Below are 16,216 nucleotides of genomic sequence, written 5' to 3'. Positions count from 1 at the left end.
AGAAGTGTCACCCGTCGCGCTGCCCGCAAACACGCGGAAATGCGCGGTTTTGTGGGCGACACCAGGGTGACAGGGTCCGTAAACTGTCACCCTGTTCGGGGCGCGCTTGCGCTCCCTCGCCTCGCTCCGTAAGGACGCGCCAACTTCCACTCAGAGCACTTCAAGGACTCCCATGGCGAAGATCAAGGTTGCGAACCCGATCGTCGAGATCGACGGCGACGAGATGACGCGGATCATCTGGCAATGGATCCGCGAACAGCTGATCCTGCCGTACCTCGACGTCGACCTGAAGTATTACGACCTCGGCATCGAGAAGCGCGACGAGACGCGCGACCAGATCACCGTCGATTGCGCCAATGCGATCAAGCAATACGGCGTCGGCGTGAAGTGCGCGACGATCACCCCGGACGAGGCGCGGGTGGAGGAGTTCCACCTTCACGAGATGTACAAGAGCCCGAACGGGACGATCCGCAACATCCTCGGCGGGACGATCTTCCGCGAGCCGATCGTGATTTCCAACGTGCCGCGGCTGATCCCCGGCTGGACCGACCCGATCGTGGTCGGCCGCCATGCCTTCGGCGACCAGTATCGCGCGACCGATTTCCTCGTCCCTGGCCCCGGCAAGCTGCGCCTGGTGTTCGAAGGCGAGGACGGCAAGGTGATCGATCGCGAGGTCTTCCAGTTCCCGTCCAGCGGCGTGGCGATGTCGATGTACAATCTCGACGATTCGATCCGCGACTTCGCCCGCGCGAGCATGAACTACGCGCTCGACCGCGGCTGGCCGCTGTACCTGAGCACCAAGAACACCATCATCAAGGCCTATGACGGGCGCTTCAAGGACCTGTTCCAGCAGGTCTTCGACACCGAGGGTTTCCGCGAGAAGTTCGAGGCCGCCGGGATCACTTACGAGCATCGCCTGATCGACGATATGGTCGCCAGCGCGCTCAAGTGGAGCGGCAAGTTCATCTGGGCTTGCAAGAACTACGACGGCGACGTGCAGTCCGACCAGGTGGCGCAGGGCTTCGGCTCGCTCGGCCTGATGACCAGCGTACTGATGACGCCCGACGGCAAGACGGTCGAGGCCGAGGCGGCGCACGGCACCGTCACCCGCCATTATCGCCAGCACCAGCAGGGCAAGGCGACCAGCACCAACCCGATCGCCAGCATCTTCGCCTGGACCCGCGGGCTGATCTATCGCGGCCGCTTCGACAACACGCCCGACGTCGTGCGTTTCGCCGAGACGCTCGAGAAGGTCTGCGTCCAGACGGTCGAGAAGGGCCAGATGACCAAGGACCTCGCGCTGCTGATCGGCCCCGACCAGGCGTGGATGACCACCGAGCAGTTCTTCGAGGCGATCGTGCAGAACCTCGAAGCCGAAATGGCGACCTGGGAGACCGCCGAGGCCTGAGGCTCAGCGCTTGGCTTCGGCCAGCCGGCGCACGAGCCAGTCCCACAAGAGGAAGGTCGTGCCCCAGAACGGGTAGATGCCGTAGAGCGTGTCGCTGACCGAGTGCGAATGACGGTCGATGGCGATGAAGCAGGTTGCCGCGAAAATCGCGGCCGGCAGGGCCAGCAGGAATGCGGCCGGCGCGGCGATGCGGTACGGTTCGGTCAGGGTCATGGCGGGTTCCTTCCGCTGGGCACGCTGGGCGCTTCGCCAGGGGTTGGTCATGAGGCTTTGGTGAGCATCGAGTGAATCGCGCGATTGTCGCGACAACGCTCCGTCTGACATAGGAAGCCGATGCACGGCGAAGCGATCTCCCCCTTCCTGTCCGACGCGCTGGTGATTCTCGGCGCGGCGGGGATCGTCATCCCGCTGTTCGCCCGGCTGCGGATCACGCCGGTGATCGGGTTCATCCTCGTCGGCGTGCTGGTCGGGCCCTTCGGCCTCGGGCGACTGGTCCCGCAAGCGCCGTGGCTGACCTGGGTCACCATCACCGATCCCGAAGGGCTGGCGCCGTTCGCCGAATTCGGCGTGACGCTTCTGCTGTTCACCATCGGCCTCGAGCTGTCGTTCAACCGCCTGTGGACGATGCGGCGGCTGGTCTTCGGGCTCGGCGCGCTCGAGCTGCTGGCGATCGGGCTGCTGCTTGGCGGCCTGCTGATGCTGATGGGCCAGCACTGGACTGGCGCGCTCGGGCTCGGCCTCGCGCTGGCGCTCTCCTCGACCGCGCTAGTGCTGCCGATCGCCGGCACGCAGACGCCGGTCGGCCGCGCCGCGCTGTCGATGCTGCTGTTCGAGGACATCGCGCTGGTGCCGATCATCTTCCTGCTCGGCGCGATTTCTCCGGCGGCCGCGGGCGAAGGACTGGGATTGCTGTTCGAGACGATCTGGCAGGGCCTGCTGGTGGTGATCGTAATGATGGTCGTCGGTCGCTTCGCGCTTCCGCTGCTGTTCGCCCAGGCGGCGCGGACCAAGAGCCCCGAGCTGTTCCTCGCCGCCAGCCTGCTGGTCGTGATCGGCGCCAGCCTGGCCACCGCGCTGGTCGGCCTGTCGCCGATCGTCGGCGCGCTGGTCGCCGGATTGCTTATCGCCGAGACCGAATACCAGGCCGAGGTCGAGGGGATCATCGACCCCTTCAAGGGCCTCGCGCTCGGCGTGTTCCTGCTCACCGTGGGCATGAGCGTCGACCTCGGCATGGTATGGGCCAACTTCGGCAGCATCGCCTTGGCGGTGGTTGCCGTCCTGACGCTCAAGGCGCTCGTCACCGGCGTGCTGCTGTGGCTGATGGGCGCGCGGCGCAGCACGGCAACCGAAACCGGCATCCTCATGGCGAGCCCATCGGAGACCACGCTGATCGTCCTCGGAGTCGCCACCGGTGCCGCGCTGATCCAGCCCGGCACCGCACAGTTCTGGCAGATCGTCACCGCCATCGGGCTGACCGTCACGCCACTCCTTGCCAAGGTCGGCAGGCTGGTCGCCCGGCAAGTCGAGCCCGCACCGGCGGTGGCGCCCGCCGATCCCGACGAACCGCGAGTAGTAATCGTCGGCTGCGGGCGCGTAGGACGGCTGGTGGCCGACATGCTCGCGCGCCACGGGCGGCCCTACGTGGCGCTCGATTCCGACGCGGACATGATCGCCCAATGCAAGCGCGAGGGCTACCACGCGGTGTTCGGCAACGCCGCACGGCTCGACGTGCTCGAACGGCTCGGGCTCGCCCTGGCGCCGGCCGTGGTGCTGACGATGGACGAGCCGGTGCTCGCCCAACGGCTGACCCGCAAGGTGCGCGCCGCGCACCCGGACATCCCGATCATCGCCCGCGCGCGTGACACCCGCCACGCTGCCGAGCTCTACAAGGCCGGCGCGAGCACCGCAGTGCCCGAGACGCTCGAGGCCTCGCTGCAGCTCAGCGAGGCAGTGCTGGTCGATCTGGGCGTGGCGATGGGCCCGGTGATCGCCAGCATCCACGAAAAGCGCGACGAGTACCGCGAAAGCATCCGCGAGGGCGCCGCGCTCGAGCACAAGCCCAAGCTGCGGACCACCTCGCTACCGAGCTGAGGCGGCTAAGCGACCGGTTCGGCAGCCAAAGCCGCCCGCACCGCGGCGATGGCCTCGTCGGCCTTGCCGCCATCGGGACCGCCGCCCTGGGCCATGTCGGGCCGTCCGCCGCCTCCCTGGCCGCCGAGCGCGGCGACGCCGGCGCGAACGAGGTCGACCGCGTTGAAGCGGCTGGTGAGGTCTTCGGTCACCGCCACGGCGAAAGCCGCGCGGCCGTCGTTGACCGCGGCAATAGCCGCCACGCCCGAACCCAGGCGCTTCTTCGCTTCGTCGAGCAGGCCGCGCAGTTCCTTGGCCTCCATGCCCTGAAACACCTGGCCGGAGAACTTCACGCCGCCGATTTCTTCGTCGGCTGCGGGCGCGGCGCCGCCCCCTCCGCCCAGCGCCAACTGCTTCTTGGCCTCGGCCAGCTCTCGTTCGAGCCGACGGCGGTCCTCGACCAGCGCGGCGACGCGCGCCTCGACTTCTTCGGGCGCGGTCTTGAGCGACGCGGCGACCGACTTGAGCGCTTCCTCGCGGCCGACGACCCAGCGCCGCGCAGCCTCGCCGGTCAGCGCCTCGATCCGCCGCACGCCCGAGCTTACCGCGCTTTCCGAGACGATGCGGAACAGCCCGATGTCGCCGGTGGCGCGCACGTGGGTGCCGCCGCACAGTTCGACCGAGTAGTTGAGCCCGCCATCGCCGGCGCGGCCCATCGAGAGCACGCGGACTTCGTCACCGTACTTCTCGCCGAACAGGGCCATCGCTCCGGCCGCGATGGCGTCGTCGGGCGTCATCAGGCGCGTGGTGACCTGCTCGTTGTGGCGGATCTCGGCGTTCACTTCGGCTTCGACCACCGCGAGCTCTTCCGCCGTCAGCGCCTTGGGATGTGAAAAGTCGAAGCGCAGCCGGTCCTCGGCGACGAGCGAGCCCTTCTGCGTGATGTGCTCGCCGAGCGTGTTGCGCAACGCGGCGTGTAGCAGGTGCGTCGCCGAATGATTGGCGCGAATGCGGTCGCGGCGTTCGGCGTCGATCTTGAGGTGGACGGTGTCACCAACCGAAATCCTGCCGCTTTGCATCTTGCCGCGCATGGCGTGCAGCCGCCCGAGCGGTTTGGCCGTGTCGGCGATCACGATCGCCAGCCCCTTGTCACCGGTGATCGTGCCGGCATCGCCGGTCTGCCCTCCGCTTTCGCCGTAAAACGGCGTCTGGTTGGTCAGCACGATCACATTCTGCCCGGCACCCGCCTGCTGCACTTCCTTGCCATCGACCACCAGCGCGACCACCCGGCCCTCGCCTTCCGTCGACGTGTAACCGGTGAATTCGCTGCCGCCCTCGCGCTCGGCGATGTCGAACCACACTTCGTCGTCGGCCGCAGCGCCCGAGCCCTTCCAAGCGGCGCGGGCGGCGGCCTTTTGCGCGGCCATCGCGGTGTCGAAGCCGGCCTTGTCGACGCCGATCCCGCGGGCGCGCAGCGCGTCCTCGGTCAGGTCGTAGGGGAAGCCGTAGGTGTCGTAGAGCTTGAACGCGGTCTCGCCCGGCAGCTCGGCGCCCTCGCCCAAGCCGCGCGTAGCTTCGTCGAGGAGGCGCAAGCCGTTGTCGAGCGTGCGGCGGAACTGCACTTCCTCGCGCTCGAGCGTCTCCTCGATCAGCGGCTGCGCGCGCGCGAGGTCGGGATAGGCCTGGCCCATCTCGGCGACCAGCGTCGGCACCAGGCGGTGCATCAGCGGATCCCTCGCCCCGAGCAGGTGGGCGTGACGCATGCCGCGGCGCATGATCCGCCGCAGCACGTAACCGCGTCCTTCGTTCGAGGGCAGCACGCCGTCGGCGAGAAGGAAACTGGTCGAGCGCAAGTGATCGGCGATCACCCGGTGGCTGGCGAGCGCCTCGCCTTCGGCCTTCGCGCCGATCAGGTCCTCGCTCGCCTCGGTCAGCTTGCGGAAAGTGTCGGTCTCGAACACGCTGTGGACGCCCTGGAGCACGGTCGAGATCCGCTCGAGCCCCATGCCGGTGTCGATGCTCGGTCGCGGCAAGTCGCCGGTGATCTGGTCGGCTTCCTGCAGGTACTGCATGAACACCAGGTTCCAGATCTCGACGAAGCGGTCGCCGTCCTCACCGGGCGAGCCTGGCGGGCCGCCGGCAATCGACGGGCCGTGATCCCAGAATATCTCCGAGCACGGGCCGCACGGGCCGTCGGCGCCCATCGCCCAAAAGTTGTCCTTGGTGGCAATGCGAATGATGCGCTCGTCGGGCAGCCCGGCGATGCGTTTCCACAAGTCCCACGCCTCGTCGTCGGTGTGATAGACGGTGACCGACAGCCGATCCTTGGCGAGCCCGAACTCCTTCGTGACGAGGTTCCAGGCGAGTTCGATCGCCCGATCCTTGAAATAGTCGCCGAAGCTGAAGTTGCCGAGCATCTCGAAGAACGTCAGGTGCCGCGCGGTGTAGCCGACGTTGTCGAGATCGTTGTGCTTGCCGCCCGCGCGGACGCACTTCTGGCTGCTCGCCGCGCGCGGCGCGGGCGGAGTCTCGAGGCCGGTGAAAACATTTTTGAACGGCACCATGCCGGCGTTGACGAACATCAGCGTCGGGTCGTTGTACGGCACCAGCGGCGCCGAGGGCACCGGCAGGTGATCGTTGGCGGCGAAATAGTCGAGGAACGCCCGGCGGATGTCGTTGGTCGAGTGCATGGGGGCGAATTAGGGGCCGACGGCGCTTCCGACAAGCGCATTGAGTCGGACGAGCCGGGCGATCGGCGCGATCAACCGCTTTCCGGCGGTGAAACGACCGCCAGCGCGCGGGGAAGGATGCGGACCGTCAGCGGCAAGTCGAAGCGAGCGCGCTCCCCGTCGAGGGCCACTTCAAGCGAGGCGCCGAGTCCGTCGATCCGCACCTCGCGCGCGGTTCGGTCGAGCGCGAAGTCACGGTGCATGCGCGGGCGGGCGACGAGCGTGCGCAAGGCCGCGGCGGCCAGTGCCATGCGCGACAGCGGCGCGACGGCGTAGAGCGACAACAGGCCGTCATCTAGCGACGCGCGCTCGCCGGCGCGGCCTTCCTCGACCTCATAGCGGTTGTTGCCAATGAACAGCAGCGGGCTGCGGACATGCGTGGGCTCGCCGTCGATCGTCAGCTCGAACGACCGCGAGCGCAACTTGCGCAAGGTGGACCACATCGCCGGCACGGTGGCTAGCAGCTTGGGCAGGCGCGAGGCCTCCCGATCGCGGACCAGGTCGACATACGCGCCGGCCGAGAGGTTGTTGATAAACACGCGGCCGTCCGCCTGGCCGAGATCGACGTGGCGAGCCTCGCCGCCGACCGCCAGCTTCGCGGCCGCCTCGAGATCGGCTGGAATTCCGAGCTGGCCGGAAAAATGGTTGCGAGTGCCGAGAGGAAGAACCGCGAGCTCGCCGCCCTTGGCCGAAACGGCTTCTGCGGCGCTGGCGAGGGTTCCGTCGCCCCCGCCGACAACCACGCGCCGGGCTCCCGCGTTGCGTTCGAGCGCGGCGCCCAGACCCTCGCCGTCGACCAATTCGAGCGCAATGGTCCGCCCGGCAACGGCGAAAGCGCCTTCGATCTGCTCGCGGAGTCCCTTGCCCGCACGGCTGGCGCTGCCGCCCGCGACGTTGACGATCACCGGCAGGGGCGTAGCGGGCATGGCGCGGAAATCCGCGAGTGGCCGCGCCGGTTCCTCAGGTTCGCCGGGCGGTCACGATCCAGCATGCGGCGCGCAAGGCGACGACGCCGTCGCGGCAATTGTCCACGGCCACCTGACGGATCGCCGCGAGCGTCCGGTCGCGCGCCGCTTCGTCCATCTCGCGCATCGCCGCCGCGGCCGGGCCGATGCGCGTGAAGTAGCCCATCGCGTCCTCGATCGGGTCTTCGCCGGCCCCGGCTATCATCGCGAAGTCGAACGGCTCGAAAGCGATCTCTCCCCACCCAGCGTCGCCGAGGATGGCTGCGACATGCTCTCGCTCGCCGAATGCGAACGGACCGGGGGCGTAAGGATCGGTCGGCTCCGACGACGCCGGGATCAACGAGCCGATTTCAGTGAAGAACGGATTCTCATTGCGGTCACGGAAGCACGAGAACATCAGCGCAGCGCCATCCGCAGCGAAGCTGGCGAGATTGGCGAAAGCGGCGGGCGGATCGGCGAAGAACATCACCCCGTGACGCGAGATCAGCAGTTGCGGCGTAAAGTCGTCGACCGGGCGCCACTGCGCGGCGTCGGCGAGCTCAAACTCCACATTGGACAGGTGGCCCGCGCGGGCGCTGGCGGTCTCGACCAGGCGCGGCGAGACATCGACCCCGACGACACGCGCCTGCTGGCGACCGCGGGCAAGCGCCAGCGACAGCTCGCCCGCGCCGCAGCCAATATCGAGCGCGTGGCGGAAGGGAAACTCGCGGGTGCGGGCGAGCAGACGCTCCGTGAGGCCGCCGAAGCTGCGATCGGTCCGCCGCCATTCGGCCGCCCAGCTCTCGCCCGATTTGCCCTGCCAGTCTTCCTTCGAAGTCATCGCCGTCCCCTTTGCAGCAAAGGGGCATAGCGCTTGTGGCGAGGGGCGCAAAGCCGCTGACAAAGCCTGGCCAAAACGAAAGAGGCCGGCGCGTGCCTCGTAAGGCAAACGCACCGGCCCCGGTTTCGTTTGGCGCGCGCGTCGTTCACGCGCCGGTTGAGGATCAGTCTTCGGAGTCCGCGTCCGGCCCCGCCATCATCTCCTCGGCGACCACGTCGGTGCGGCTGCGGATGGCAGCTTCCAACTTGTCGCAAACCTCGGGATTGGTCTTAAGGTATTCCTTGGCGTTCTCACGGCCTTGGCCGATGCGCACGCTGTCGTAGGAGAACCAGCTGCCCGACTTCTCGACCAGCCCGGCCTTGACGCCGAGATCGAGGATCTCGCCGATCTTCGAGATGCCCTGGCCGTACATGATGTCGAACTCGACCTGCTTGAACGGCGGGGCGACTTTGTTTTTCACCACTTTCACGCGTGTCGTGTTGCCGACAATTTCGTCGCGGTCCTTGATCTGGCCTGTGCGGCGGATGTCGAGCCGGACGCTGGCGTAGAACTTGAGCGCGTTGCCGCCGGTGGTGGTCTCCGGATTGCCGTACATCACGCCGATCTTCATGCGCAGCTGGTTGATGAAGATGACCATGCACTTCGAACGGTTGATGGAGCCGGTCAGCTTGCGCAGCGACTGGCTCATCAGGCGGGCCTGGAGGCCGACGTGGCTATCGCCCATCTCGCCCTCGATCTCGGCCCGCGGGACCAGCGCGGCGACCGAATCGATCACCAGCACGTCGATGGCGTTGGAGCGCACCAGCGTGTCGACGATCTCGAGCGCCTGCTCCCCGGTGTCGGGCTGCGAGACGATCAACTCGTCGATGTCGACCCCGAGCTTCTTGGCGTAGACCGGGTCGAGCGCGTGCTCGGCGTCGACGAAGGCGGCGGTGCCGCCGCCCTTCTGCGCCTCGGCAATCACGTGCAGCGCGAGCGTGGTCTTGCCCGAGCTTTCCGGTCCGTAAACCTCGATCACCCGGCCGCGCGGCAAACCGCCGACGCCGAGCGCGATGTCGAGCCCGAGCGAACCGCTCGAAATCGTTTCGACCTGCATCGCTTCCTTCTGGCCGAGCTTCATCGCCGAGCCCTTGCCGAATGCGCGATCGATTTGCGCGAGCGCGGCGTCGAGCGCCTTCTGACGGTCCAAATCCACTTCCTTGCCTTCCACCAGCTTGAGATTTGCAGCCGCCATGACACATGCCTCCATCGCTTGCCTAGGGTGCGGGTCCGGATTGGCCCCATTTCCCCTTCGGAATCACGATGTATTCGATTTGTTCTACTAGAACAAGAGGCGAACGAAATTTTCTATTCGGCTGTATTCGCTTGGTGAACGCCCCATGCCAGCTCGCGCTTCCCGTTGGCGGGAATGGTGACTTCGTAGACCGCCTCGCCGTCCTTCACCCGCGAGCCCGAGAGCCCGGGAAGGCGCCACTGAAGCGGCGAGCCGAGCTTGAGCCGCAGCGTGACCTGATGCGGGTTGGCGTTGATCAGTGTAGCCTTCATTTCTCCCCCGCCCTTGTCGGGGTCGCCGCCACCGACCTGGCTGCACCGCACGAAGACCTGGGCACTGTCGCCGAGCGCCACTTCGACGTTCTGGCCCTGGGCATAGTCGCGAAGCTGCTGCTCGCCGACGAACAGGTCGCCGCGAGAGGAGGGCTCGAAGAACGTAATGCCGCCCATCGGCAAGGCCGCGCCGAGGCCGTGCCTGGCGTCGTTGACCGTCTCGAATCGCATCTGCGCCGGGGCGGGCTCGTCGGTCGTGTTCCACCAGTTGCAGTCGGCCTGATAGACGAGCTTGCCGCGGACCGCGTCCTTGTCGAGAAACGCGACTTGCTTGAGGCCCTTGGCGGCGACGGTGACGTGCTCGGGCACCCGGTAGAGCTTGAGGTCGCCGAGCTCCTCCTGGACCGCGACCATCGGGGCTGCCGAATCCATTGTCTTGAGCTCGAGCCGTTGCGCGGTAACCACGATGCCTCGTTCCGCCATCGGCGGCGTGGGCGGCGGCGGCGGTGGTGGCGGGAGCATGGCCTCGACCGGCGAGCCGTCGGCCGTGCGCCCGATCGGATAGCACACCAGCGAGAGCGCCTTGGCGTCCGGAGGATCGGCCAGGCTGCGATAATCGCTGGTCACGTTGAGTCGCCCGGCGACCGCCATCAGTTCGGCATCGGGGAAACTCTGGCCGTTGTCATTGAGCAGCGTCAGCCAGCTCATCAGCCTGAGCCGCATGACGTCGCCCCGGCTGCCTTCGTCGACCGTGGCGACGTAGTGCGCCTGCCAGTCGAAGCCCCAGGCGAGATAAGTCAGCGTGACGGCGTAGGTGCCGCCCGCTGGTGAGCGCGTGTCGACGGTGAACACGGGCTGGGCGGAGAGCCCGGCGGGCACGCGGTCGAAAGTCAGCTTCTCCGGCAATCCCGAACAACGCACCGCCTCGAAACCCTGGCCGGTCTGCAGCACCAGTCCGCCGTCGGCGCGCGTGCGGACGATGGCGCTTTCGCTCCGCGCCTCGCCAGTCGCCGGGTTGGTGCGGGTGATCGTCACCCGGTTGCCGAGCGTCCCGTCGACAAGCGCGCCGGGGCTGAGCAAGTCGGCGTTGCGGTTCTTTTCGATCGTCCCGCCGGGCAGTCCGGTGACGATCGCCGTCACCGCGACCATCCCTTCGGCGACCCCTTCGAAACGGATCGTCGATTCGCCGGGCGGCAGGGTGACTTGCCGGGTCTCGCTGATCATCGCGAAACCTTGCGGCCAGTCGCGGTTCATCGCCTGGCCCTCGCCGCGGTTGGGATCGCGGTAGAGCGTCACCGCGAGGCCCTTCGGCGCCGAAGCGTCGACCACCTCGCGCGCCGCGGCTGGCATCGCCCAGAGGGCGGCGAACAGAAGCAGCGCGGCGCGGCGCATCGCCCGCCTCCTCAGTACCGCGTCTCGTAGGTTACGCGGACCACTCGCTTGCCGTTGGCGGGCACGCTGATCACGTACTTCCGGTTGCCCATGTTGAGCTGCTCGCCGGGCACGTCTTCGCTGGTCACGCGAAAATCGTTGCCCCACCAGCCGTAGTCGAGTCCCCCCTGCACCAGTTCGACGTCGACCGGCACCGCCTTGGCGTTGGTCAGGGTGTAGCGCATCGTCGTGCGGTAGAAGGTCTTCGGTCGCTCGGCCTCGCCCTGGCTGACCACCTGGCCATTTTTGATCACCCGCCAGCGCGCGCTCTTTTCCCATTCCGCGCCGGTGATCGTCTGGCGGCTTTCGACTTCCGCCTGAGCGTAGATGTCGAACGCGTCGCCCGTGCTCAGCGTTAGTTCGCTGCCCATCGGAGTGTGGCCGATGCCGTTCTCGCCGATGAATTGCGGGTTGCCGGCCTTGTCGCGCTGATAGAAGCGCACCGTTCCAGCGGGCAGCGCGTCGCCGAGGCCGCCGTCCTTCGAAGTCTTGAAGGCGATCTGGCTCGCCACCGGCACCGGCTGACCCTCGCTCGACAGCCAGCCGACAGTGCGGCCGTAGACCTTGCGCGCGGGCACGCCCTGCACGTCGAGGAAACTGACCTGCTTGGTCTGGTTGTTGGCGATCGTGGTGCGCCCGGCAATCGGATAGAGGTAGAAGTCCCCGAGCCGCTCGCGAGCGGCAGTCTCGGTGCCCGGCACGAACTTGCCCGGCGGCGGGGGCGGCGGCATCGGCCGGCCTCCGCGGTAGACCTGCGAGCCGTATTGGTTGGCCTGTATGTTGCTCGAGGGATTGCCGGCGACTAGCAGCGTGTCGGCCTGCTTGAAGGTCGTGCCGGTCTGGTTGGTCAGCGTGACCCAGCCCTGCATGTCGACGGTCGCCTTGCCCTCATCGTACAGCGCGACGTAATCGGCCGACCAGCCTAGCCCGGGGGTCAGATAGCGCAGCGAAGCCGGCCGCGTACCCGCCCGGTCGCTCTCGAGCGTGACCGACAGCGTCGGCCGGGCACGCAGGTTCGGCGGCACCTGGTCGAAGATCACCCGCACCGGCAGGCCGTCGTCGCGCAGCACCTCGATCCGGTCGCCGATCTGCACCACCACCCCGCCGGCGGTCGACAGCACCTTGGCGCGTTCGCGTGTCTCCTGTCCGGTGGCGGGATTGGTCCGCAGCAGCGTGACCGTCTGCCCGATCGCCTTCTCCATCAGCTTCTGCGGCGTCAGCAGGTCGAAATCGAAATTCTGCTCGATGATCCCGGTACCGGGCGCGGCGAAGCTGAGCGTTTCCGGCCGGATCATCGCCGAGACGTCGGGGAACTCGACCCGGCTGCGCCCTTTGGCGATTCCGATCTGCCGGACATCCTGCACCAGCGCCTGGTTGTTGTTGTAGATCGTCACCGACAGGTCACCCTGCGCGTTGGGCTCGGCGAGCGAATCGTCCTGCGCGAATGCGGGTGCCGTGACGAGAGCGGTGGCGAGAACAAGGTTACGCAATCGCATGCGGGATCCTCCCGAGACCTGAAACCATGTAACAATGTATCCGGAAGGTTTACCCGTGCTGAACGCGCGACGAAGTGTTAACCTCAGCCACCGTTGCGCTGCGCTCCGAGGACCTGGCCGACCTTGGCGGCGATCTGCTGGACGCTGAACGGCTTGGGGATAAAGTGCATGCCGTCGATGTCGATTTCGCGGCGCAGCTGCTCCTCGGCGTAGCCCGACATGAAGAGTACCGGCATCTTGGGCGCCAGCTTGCGGATTTCCTTGGCCATCGCCGGCCCGTCCATGCTCGGCATGACGACGTCCGACACGACGAGGTCGAAGCCGCCGTCGAGCTTGACCGCCTCCAGCCCCTCGTCGCCATCGGCGGCAGTGACCACCGTGTAGCCCTGGCGGGTCAGCGCGCGTTCGGCCACCGCGCGGACGGTGTCCTCGTCCTCCACCAGCAAGATGCGTCCGCCGCCGGACCAGTCGCTCGCCTCCTCGGTCTGCTTCTCGCGCGCCAGTTCCTCGGGCGTGACGTTGTGGACCGGCAGGTAGATGGTGAACCGCGCGCCCTTGATCTTGCCGTCGGGGCCGGTGACGTTGTCGGCGAAGATGAACCCGCCCGATTGCTTGACGATGCCGTAAACGGTCGACAGGCCGAGGCCGGTGCCCTTGCCGAGCTCCTTGGTGGTGAAGAAGGGCTCGAAGATCTTCGCAAGGTCTTCCGGCGGAATGCCCCCGCCGGTGTCTTCGGCGATCAGCGCGGTATAATCGCCGGCCGGAATGATCTCGTTTTCGCGCAGCCGGCGAACGTCGGTCGCCTGCACCCGCCGGGTCGAAAACGTCAGCGTACCGCTCGCCTGTTCGCCGCCGCGCGTCTGGATCGCGTCGCGAGCGTTGACCGCCAGGTTCATCACCACTTGCTCTAGCTGCCGCGGGTCGGCGCGCACCGGACCGAGCTCGCGGTCGTGGTGCGTGCGCAAGGTGATCCGCGCGCCGAGCAGGCGCTTGAGCATCTGCCCGACCTCGCTGATCACGTCGGGCACCTGGATGACTTCCGGTTGCAACGTCTGTTGACGGCTGAAGGCGAGCAACTGGCGGGTCAGCGACGCGGCGCGGTTCGAGTTGGCCCTAATCTGCTGAATGTCGTCGTAGTCGCTGTCGCCGGGGATGTGCCGCAGCAGCATCAGGTCGCAATAACCGATGATCGCGGTGAGCACGTTGTTGAAATCGTGCGCGACGCCGCCGGCGAGCTGGCCGACCGCCTGCATCTTGGTCGCCTGGGCGACCTGCCGCTTGAGGCGGGTTTCCTCCGTGGTGTCGGCGAGGCTCAGCAGCACCGCCGCATCGCCGAGCCCGCGGACCCCGGCCAGGCCCAGCGATACCGGCTCGTCGGGCTGGTTCTTGAGCCGCACGGCGATATCGCCGGTCGAGGCCGGCCCCTGGCCATAGCGGCGCACGGCATCGGACATCGCGGTCTTGTCTTCGCGCGCGACGAGGTCGGAAGGGAACGGCGGAAGGTGGCGGTTCGGCGCCAGCCCGGCGGCGCGACGGAAGGCCGGATTGGCGAACAGGAAATGCCCGTCGCGATCGGTCATCGCGAGGCCCACCGGCAGCTGTTCGAGCAAGGCCTCGAGCTGCGGGGTCTGCCCGCGCGCTTCGCTACCCCAGCCACCCAGGCCGACGCCGATGTCGATCAGCAGCATCAGCGCCGGAGCCTGGTCGCTCTTGACCTGCGTCGTCTCGGGATCGGCCAGGGGAACGTGGACCAGGGTCTGCGGGGTACCCTTGCGGCCCTCGCGCGCGAAATAGATGCGGTCGCGCTCGTCCGAACGAAGCAGCGCGGTGAAGTCCTGCCCGGCCATGCTGGCGTGCTCGTCACCCGCGGCGCGCTTGGCGAAGCCGGGGCTGGCAGCGCGGATCGCGCCGTCCGGGCCAACCAGGGCCACTTCGATGCCCGCCGCGCTGAGGATCTTGCCGAACGCTCCGGTGACGTATTTGCCGATGCCCTGCAGCGGCTCGTGACGAACCACCGGGGCGAAGCGCCAGACGAGGTAGTCCTCGCCGCGCCCGGCGCGAACGACCTCGGCGGTCCAGGCGTTATCTTCGTCGGCGATCGTCTGGCTGCCGCCGTCGCCTTCGCGCCAAGCGCTTCGCGCCGCACGGGCGAGCGCGTCGGCCGAGGCGCCGTCGACCGGCAGCCGCGGCGGCGCATTGGACGAACCGAACCACAGCTCGAACGCGGCGTTGGCGCAGACCAGACGGTTGGCGCGGTCGGTGATGGCGACGGCCGTTCCGGGCTGCTCGATCGCGGAGACGGTGACCGACCAGTCGGGCATCGCGGGTGCATCGGCGGCGCCGCGCAAGACTGGATTGCCGCGGGCGGTGGCGAAAGCGATCAAGCCGAGCACCACCAACCCGCCGGCGAACGCCAGAGTGACGGCCGGCAACCCCGTGGCGAGTTGCACCAGGGCGATGCTGGCGAGCGCCGCCGCGGCGACCGCGAGGGCATCGACCAGCCGCCCGGGCGAGCGTTGGGTCAGCAGGCTCATCCCGCGCGCGCCCTGCGCTCGCGCGCTTCGATGAGGCGACGGCGGCGCTTCTGGCCGACCCACCAGCGCCAGCCGAGGCTGGTCGCGAGATAGCCGACCGAGGAAAGAACCGTGGCGATGACGAACAGGCCCAGCGCGGTGTCCGTGCCGGCGCCGGTCAGGCGCTCCAGGAAGGTCCCGGTGTTGGTGGCTTGCATCGTCTCGCTGAGCGGCTGGATCGCGGTGGAGGCATCGAGGTGCAGCAGCCAGTTGCCGATCTTGTAGGCAAGCGCGACGATAAAGACATAGACCACCGGGAACCCGACGAAGGTCGCCACCAGTGCGGCTGGGATGTTAGCCCGGACGAACACCGCCAGGAAAGTCGCGACGACGAAATGGGCGAGCGGGATCATCACCCCGACGAAAAGCCCCAGCGCCACGCCGCGCGGGACCGAGCGGCGCGTGAATCGCCACAGTTCGGAATGGAGGATGCGATGCGCGAAGGGCCGTACGAAGCGATTGCGCTCGAGCTGCTCGCGCGTGGGAATATGCCGGTGAAACCAGCCGCCCGCCCCGCCCTTCCTGTTGCTCCCGCCTGCCATAACTCTCCAGATAAGCCGCAATGCCGCTGGCCGCCAGCCATGCGGCGACCGGCGGTCAACCGCGCTCGCGCAGCAGCCTTTGCTTGTCGCGTTGCCAATCGCGCTCCTTGATCGTCTGGCGCTTGTCGTGGGTCTGCTTGCCCTTGGCCAAGGCCAGCTCGACCTTGGCCCGCCCGCGCGAGTTGAAATAGACCGACAGCGGAACCAGCGTCATGCCTTTGCGCTCGACCGCGCCGACGAATTTCTCGATTTCCCGAGCGTGGAGCAGCAGCTTGCGCGGCCGCTTGGGCTCGTGGTTGAAGCGGTTACCGTGGCTGAATTCGGGGATGTTGGCGTTGATCAGCCAGCACTCGTTGCCGCGCACTTCGGCATAGCTTTCGGTGATCGACCCCTCGCCGAAGCGAAGGCTCTTCACCTCAGTGCCGCTCAAGGCGATCCCCGCCTCGAACGTCTCCTCGATGAAATAGTCGAACCGCGCGCGCCGGTTCTCGGCGACAACCTTGGTCTTGTCGAACGTCGAGGATTTGGGGCGCGCCATGGCCGGCGCATGTAGGGGCATGGGCGCCAAAGGGGAAGGCGTGGCGGGGCCGGGCTTGTCCAACGGTCCCGCGAAAGGCATCATTGCCGCCGGGAGGGG

At 67.6% G+C, this 16,216-nt stretch carries 12 protein-coding genes; 2 read left to right on the top strand and 10 right to left on the bottom strand.

Annotated features, from left to right (window positions below; genetic code table 11):
* Nucleotides 1-172 precede the first annotated feature (172 nt).
* Nucleotides 173-1,408: an NADP-dependent isocitrate dehydrogenase gene (locus G7B69_RS01455; protein ID WP_166175310.1), complete on the top strand. Its 1,236-nt coding sequence runs from the start codon at nt 173-175 to the stop codon at nt 1,406-1,408.
* Nucleotides 1,409-1,411: 3 nt separating this feature from the next.
* Here G7B69_RS01455 and G7B69_RS01450 read toward each other — a convergent pair whose 3' ends face one another.
* Nucleotides 1,412-1,621 carry a hypothetical protein gene (locus tag G7B69_RS01450; RefSeq protein WP_166175308.1) on the bottom strand — a complete coding sequence of 70 codons (210 nt, stop codon included), beginning with the start codon at nt 1,619-1,621 and terminating at the stop codon, nt 1,412-1,414.
* A gap of 120 nt (nt 1,622-1,741) precedes the next feature.
* Here G7B69_RS01450 and G7B69_RS01445 point away from each other — a divergent pair, with 120 nt between their 5' ends.
* Nucleotides 1,742-3,499 carry a cation:proton antiporter domain-containing protein gene (locus G7B69_RS01445; protein ID WP_166175306.1) on the top strand — a complete coding sequence of 586 codons (1,758 nt, stop codon included), beginning with the start codon at nt 1,742-1,744 and terminating at the stop codon, nt 3,497-3,499.
* Nucleotides 3,500-3,504: 5 nt separating this feature from the next.
* On the opposite strand, the gene alaS is transcribed toward G7B69_RS01445, so the two are convergent.
* From alaS to smpB, 9 genes are all read right to left on the bottom strand, one after another.
* A complete protein-coding gene (gene alaS / locus G7B69_RS01440; protein WP_166175304.1) occupies nt 3,505-6,168 on the bottom strand; it encodes an alanine--tRNA ligase in 2,664 nt (887 codons plus the stop codon).
* Nucleotides 6,169-6,239: 71 nt separating this feature from the next.
* Entirely contained in the window at nt 6,240-7,133 is an 894-nt protein-coding gene (locus tag G7B69_RS01435) for a diacylglycerol/lipid kinase family protein (RefSeq protein ID WP_166175302.1), read from the bottom strand.
* Nucleotides 7,134-7,167: 34 nt separating this feature from the next.
* Nucleotides 7,168-7,992, bottom strand: a complete 825-nt coding sequence (locus G7B69_RS01430; protein WP_166175300.1) for a class I SAM-dependent methyltransferase — start codon at nt 7,990-7,992, stop codon at nt 7,168-7,170.
* 163 nt (nt 7,993-8,155) lie between these two features.
* Nucleotides 8,156-9,226 carry a recombinase RecA gene (recA, locus tag G7B69_RS01425; RefSeq protein WP_166175298.1) on the bottom strand — a complete coding sequence of 357 codons (1,071 nt, stop codon included), beginning with the start codon at nt 9,224-9,226 and terminating at the stop codon, nt 8,156-8,158.
* 113 nt (nt 9,227-9,339) lie between these two features.
* Entirely contained in the window at nt 9,340-10,929 is a 1,590-nt protein-coding gene (locus tag G7B69_RS01420) for a DUF4139 domain-containing protein (RefSeq protein ID WP_166175296.1), read from the bottom strand.
* 11 nt (nt 10,930-10,940) lie between these two features.
* Nucleotides 10,941-12,464 (bottom strand): DUF4139 domain-containing protein, encoded by a 1,524-nt coding sequence (locus G7B69_RS01415; protein ID WP_166175294.1) that lies wholly within the window; start codon nt 12,462-12,464, stop codon nt 10,941-10,943.
* A gap of 83 nt (nt 12,465-12,547) precedes the next feature.
* Nucleotides 12,548-14,998 (bottom strand): response regulator, encoded by a 2,451-nt coding sequence (locus G7B69_RS01410; protein WP_166175292.1) that lies wholly within the window; start codon nt 14,996-14,998, stop codon nt 12,548-12,550.
* Nucleotides 14,995-15,579: a DUF2062 domain-containing protein gene (locus G7B69_RS01405; protein WP_243414978.1), complete on the bottom strand. Its 585-nt coding sequence runs from the start codon at nt 15,577-15,579 to the stop codon at nt 14,995-14,997. The genes G7B69_RS01410 and G7B69_RS01405 overlap by 4 nt, the downstream gene beginning before the upstream one ends.
* 55 nt (nt 15,580-15,634) lie before the next feature.
* A complete protein-coding gene (gene smpB / locus G7B69_RS01400; RefSeq protein WP_166175290.1) occupies nt 15,635-16,117 on the bottom strand; it encodes an SsrA-binding protein SmpB in 483 nt (160 codons plus the stop codon).
* Nucleotides 16,118-16,216 lie beyond the last annotated feature (99 nt).

The organism is Croceibacterium segetis, from assembly GCF_011320115.1.
GTDB classification, from domain to species: domain Bacteria; phylum Pseudomonadota; class Alphaproteobacteria; order Sphingomonadales; family Sphingomonadaceae; genus Croceibacterium_B; species Croceibacterium_B segetis.
Note: the sequence above shows the minus strand (reverse complement) of the source record. Positions and strands in the feature narration are given on the sequence as shown.

Bases quoted from the DNA above. Each gene is read 5' to 3' on its own strand.
- alaS (WP_166175304.1), bottom strand. From the start codon at position 6,168: ATGCACTCGACCAACGACATCCGCCGGGCGTTCCTCGACTATTTCGCC.
- G7B69_RS01420 (WP_166175296.1), bottom strand. From the start codon at position 10,929: ATGCGCCGCGCCGCGCTGCTTCTGTTCGCCGCCCTCTGGGCGATGCCA.
- G7B69_RS01450 (WP_166175308.1), bottom strand. From the start codon at position 1,621: ATGACCCTGACCGAACCGTACCGCATCGCCGCGCCGGCCGCATTCCTG.
- smpB (WP_166175290.1), bottom strand. From the start codon at position 16,117: ATGGCGCGCCCCAAATCCTCGACGTTCGACAAGACCAAGGTTGTCGCC.
- G7B69_RS01435 (WP_166175302.1), bottom strand. From the start codon at position 7,133: ATGCCCGCTACGCCCCTGCCGGTGATCGTCAACGTCGCGGGCGGCAGC.
- G7B69_RS01455 (WP_166175310.1), top strand. From the start codon at position 173: ATGGCGAAGATCAAGGTTGCGAACCCGATCGTCGAGATCGACGGCGAC.
- G7B69_RS01445 (WP_166175306.1), top strand. From the start codon at position 1,742: ATGCACGGCGAAGCGATCTCCCCCTTCCTGTCCGACGCGCTGGTGATT.
- G7B69_RS01405 (WP_243414978.1), bottom strand. From the start codon at position 15,579: ATGGCAGGCGGGAGCAACAGGAAGGGCGGGGCGGGCGGCTGGTTTCAC.
- G7B69_RS01430 (WP_166175300.1), bottom strand. From the start codon at position 7,992: ATGACTTCGAAGGAAGACTGGCAGGGCAAATCGGGCGAGAGCTGGGCG.
- G7B69_RS01415 (WP_166175294.1), bottom strand. From the start codon at position 12,464: ATGCGATTGCGTAACCTTGTTCTCGCCACCGCTCTCGTCACGGCACCC.
- G7B69_RS01410 (WP_166175292.1), bottom strand. From the start codon at position 14,998: ATGAGCCTGCTGACCCAACGCTCGCCCGGGCGGCTGGTCGATGCCCTC.
- recA (WP_166175298.1), bottom strand. From the start codon at position 9,226: ATGGCGGCTGCAAATCTCAAGCTGGTGGAAGGCAAGGAAGTGGATTTG.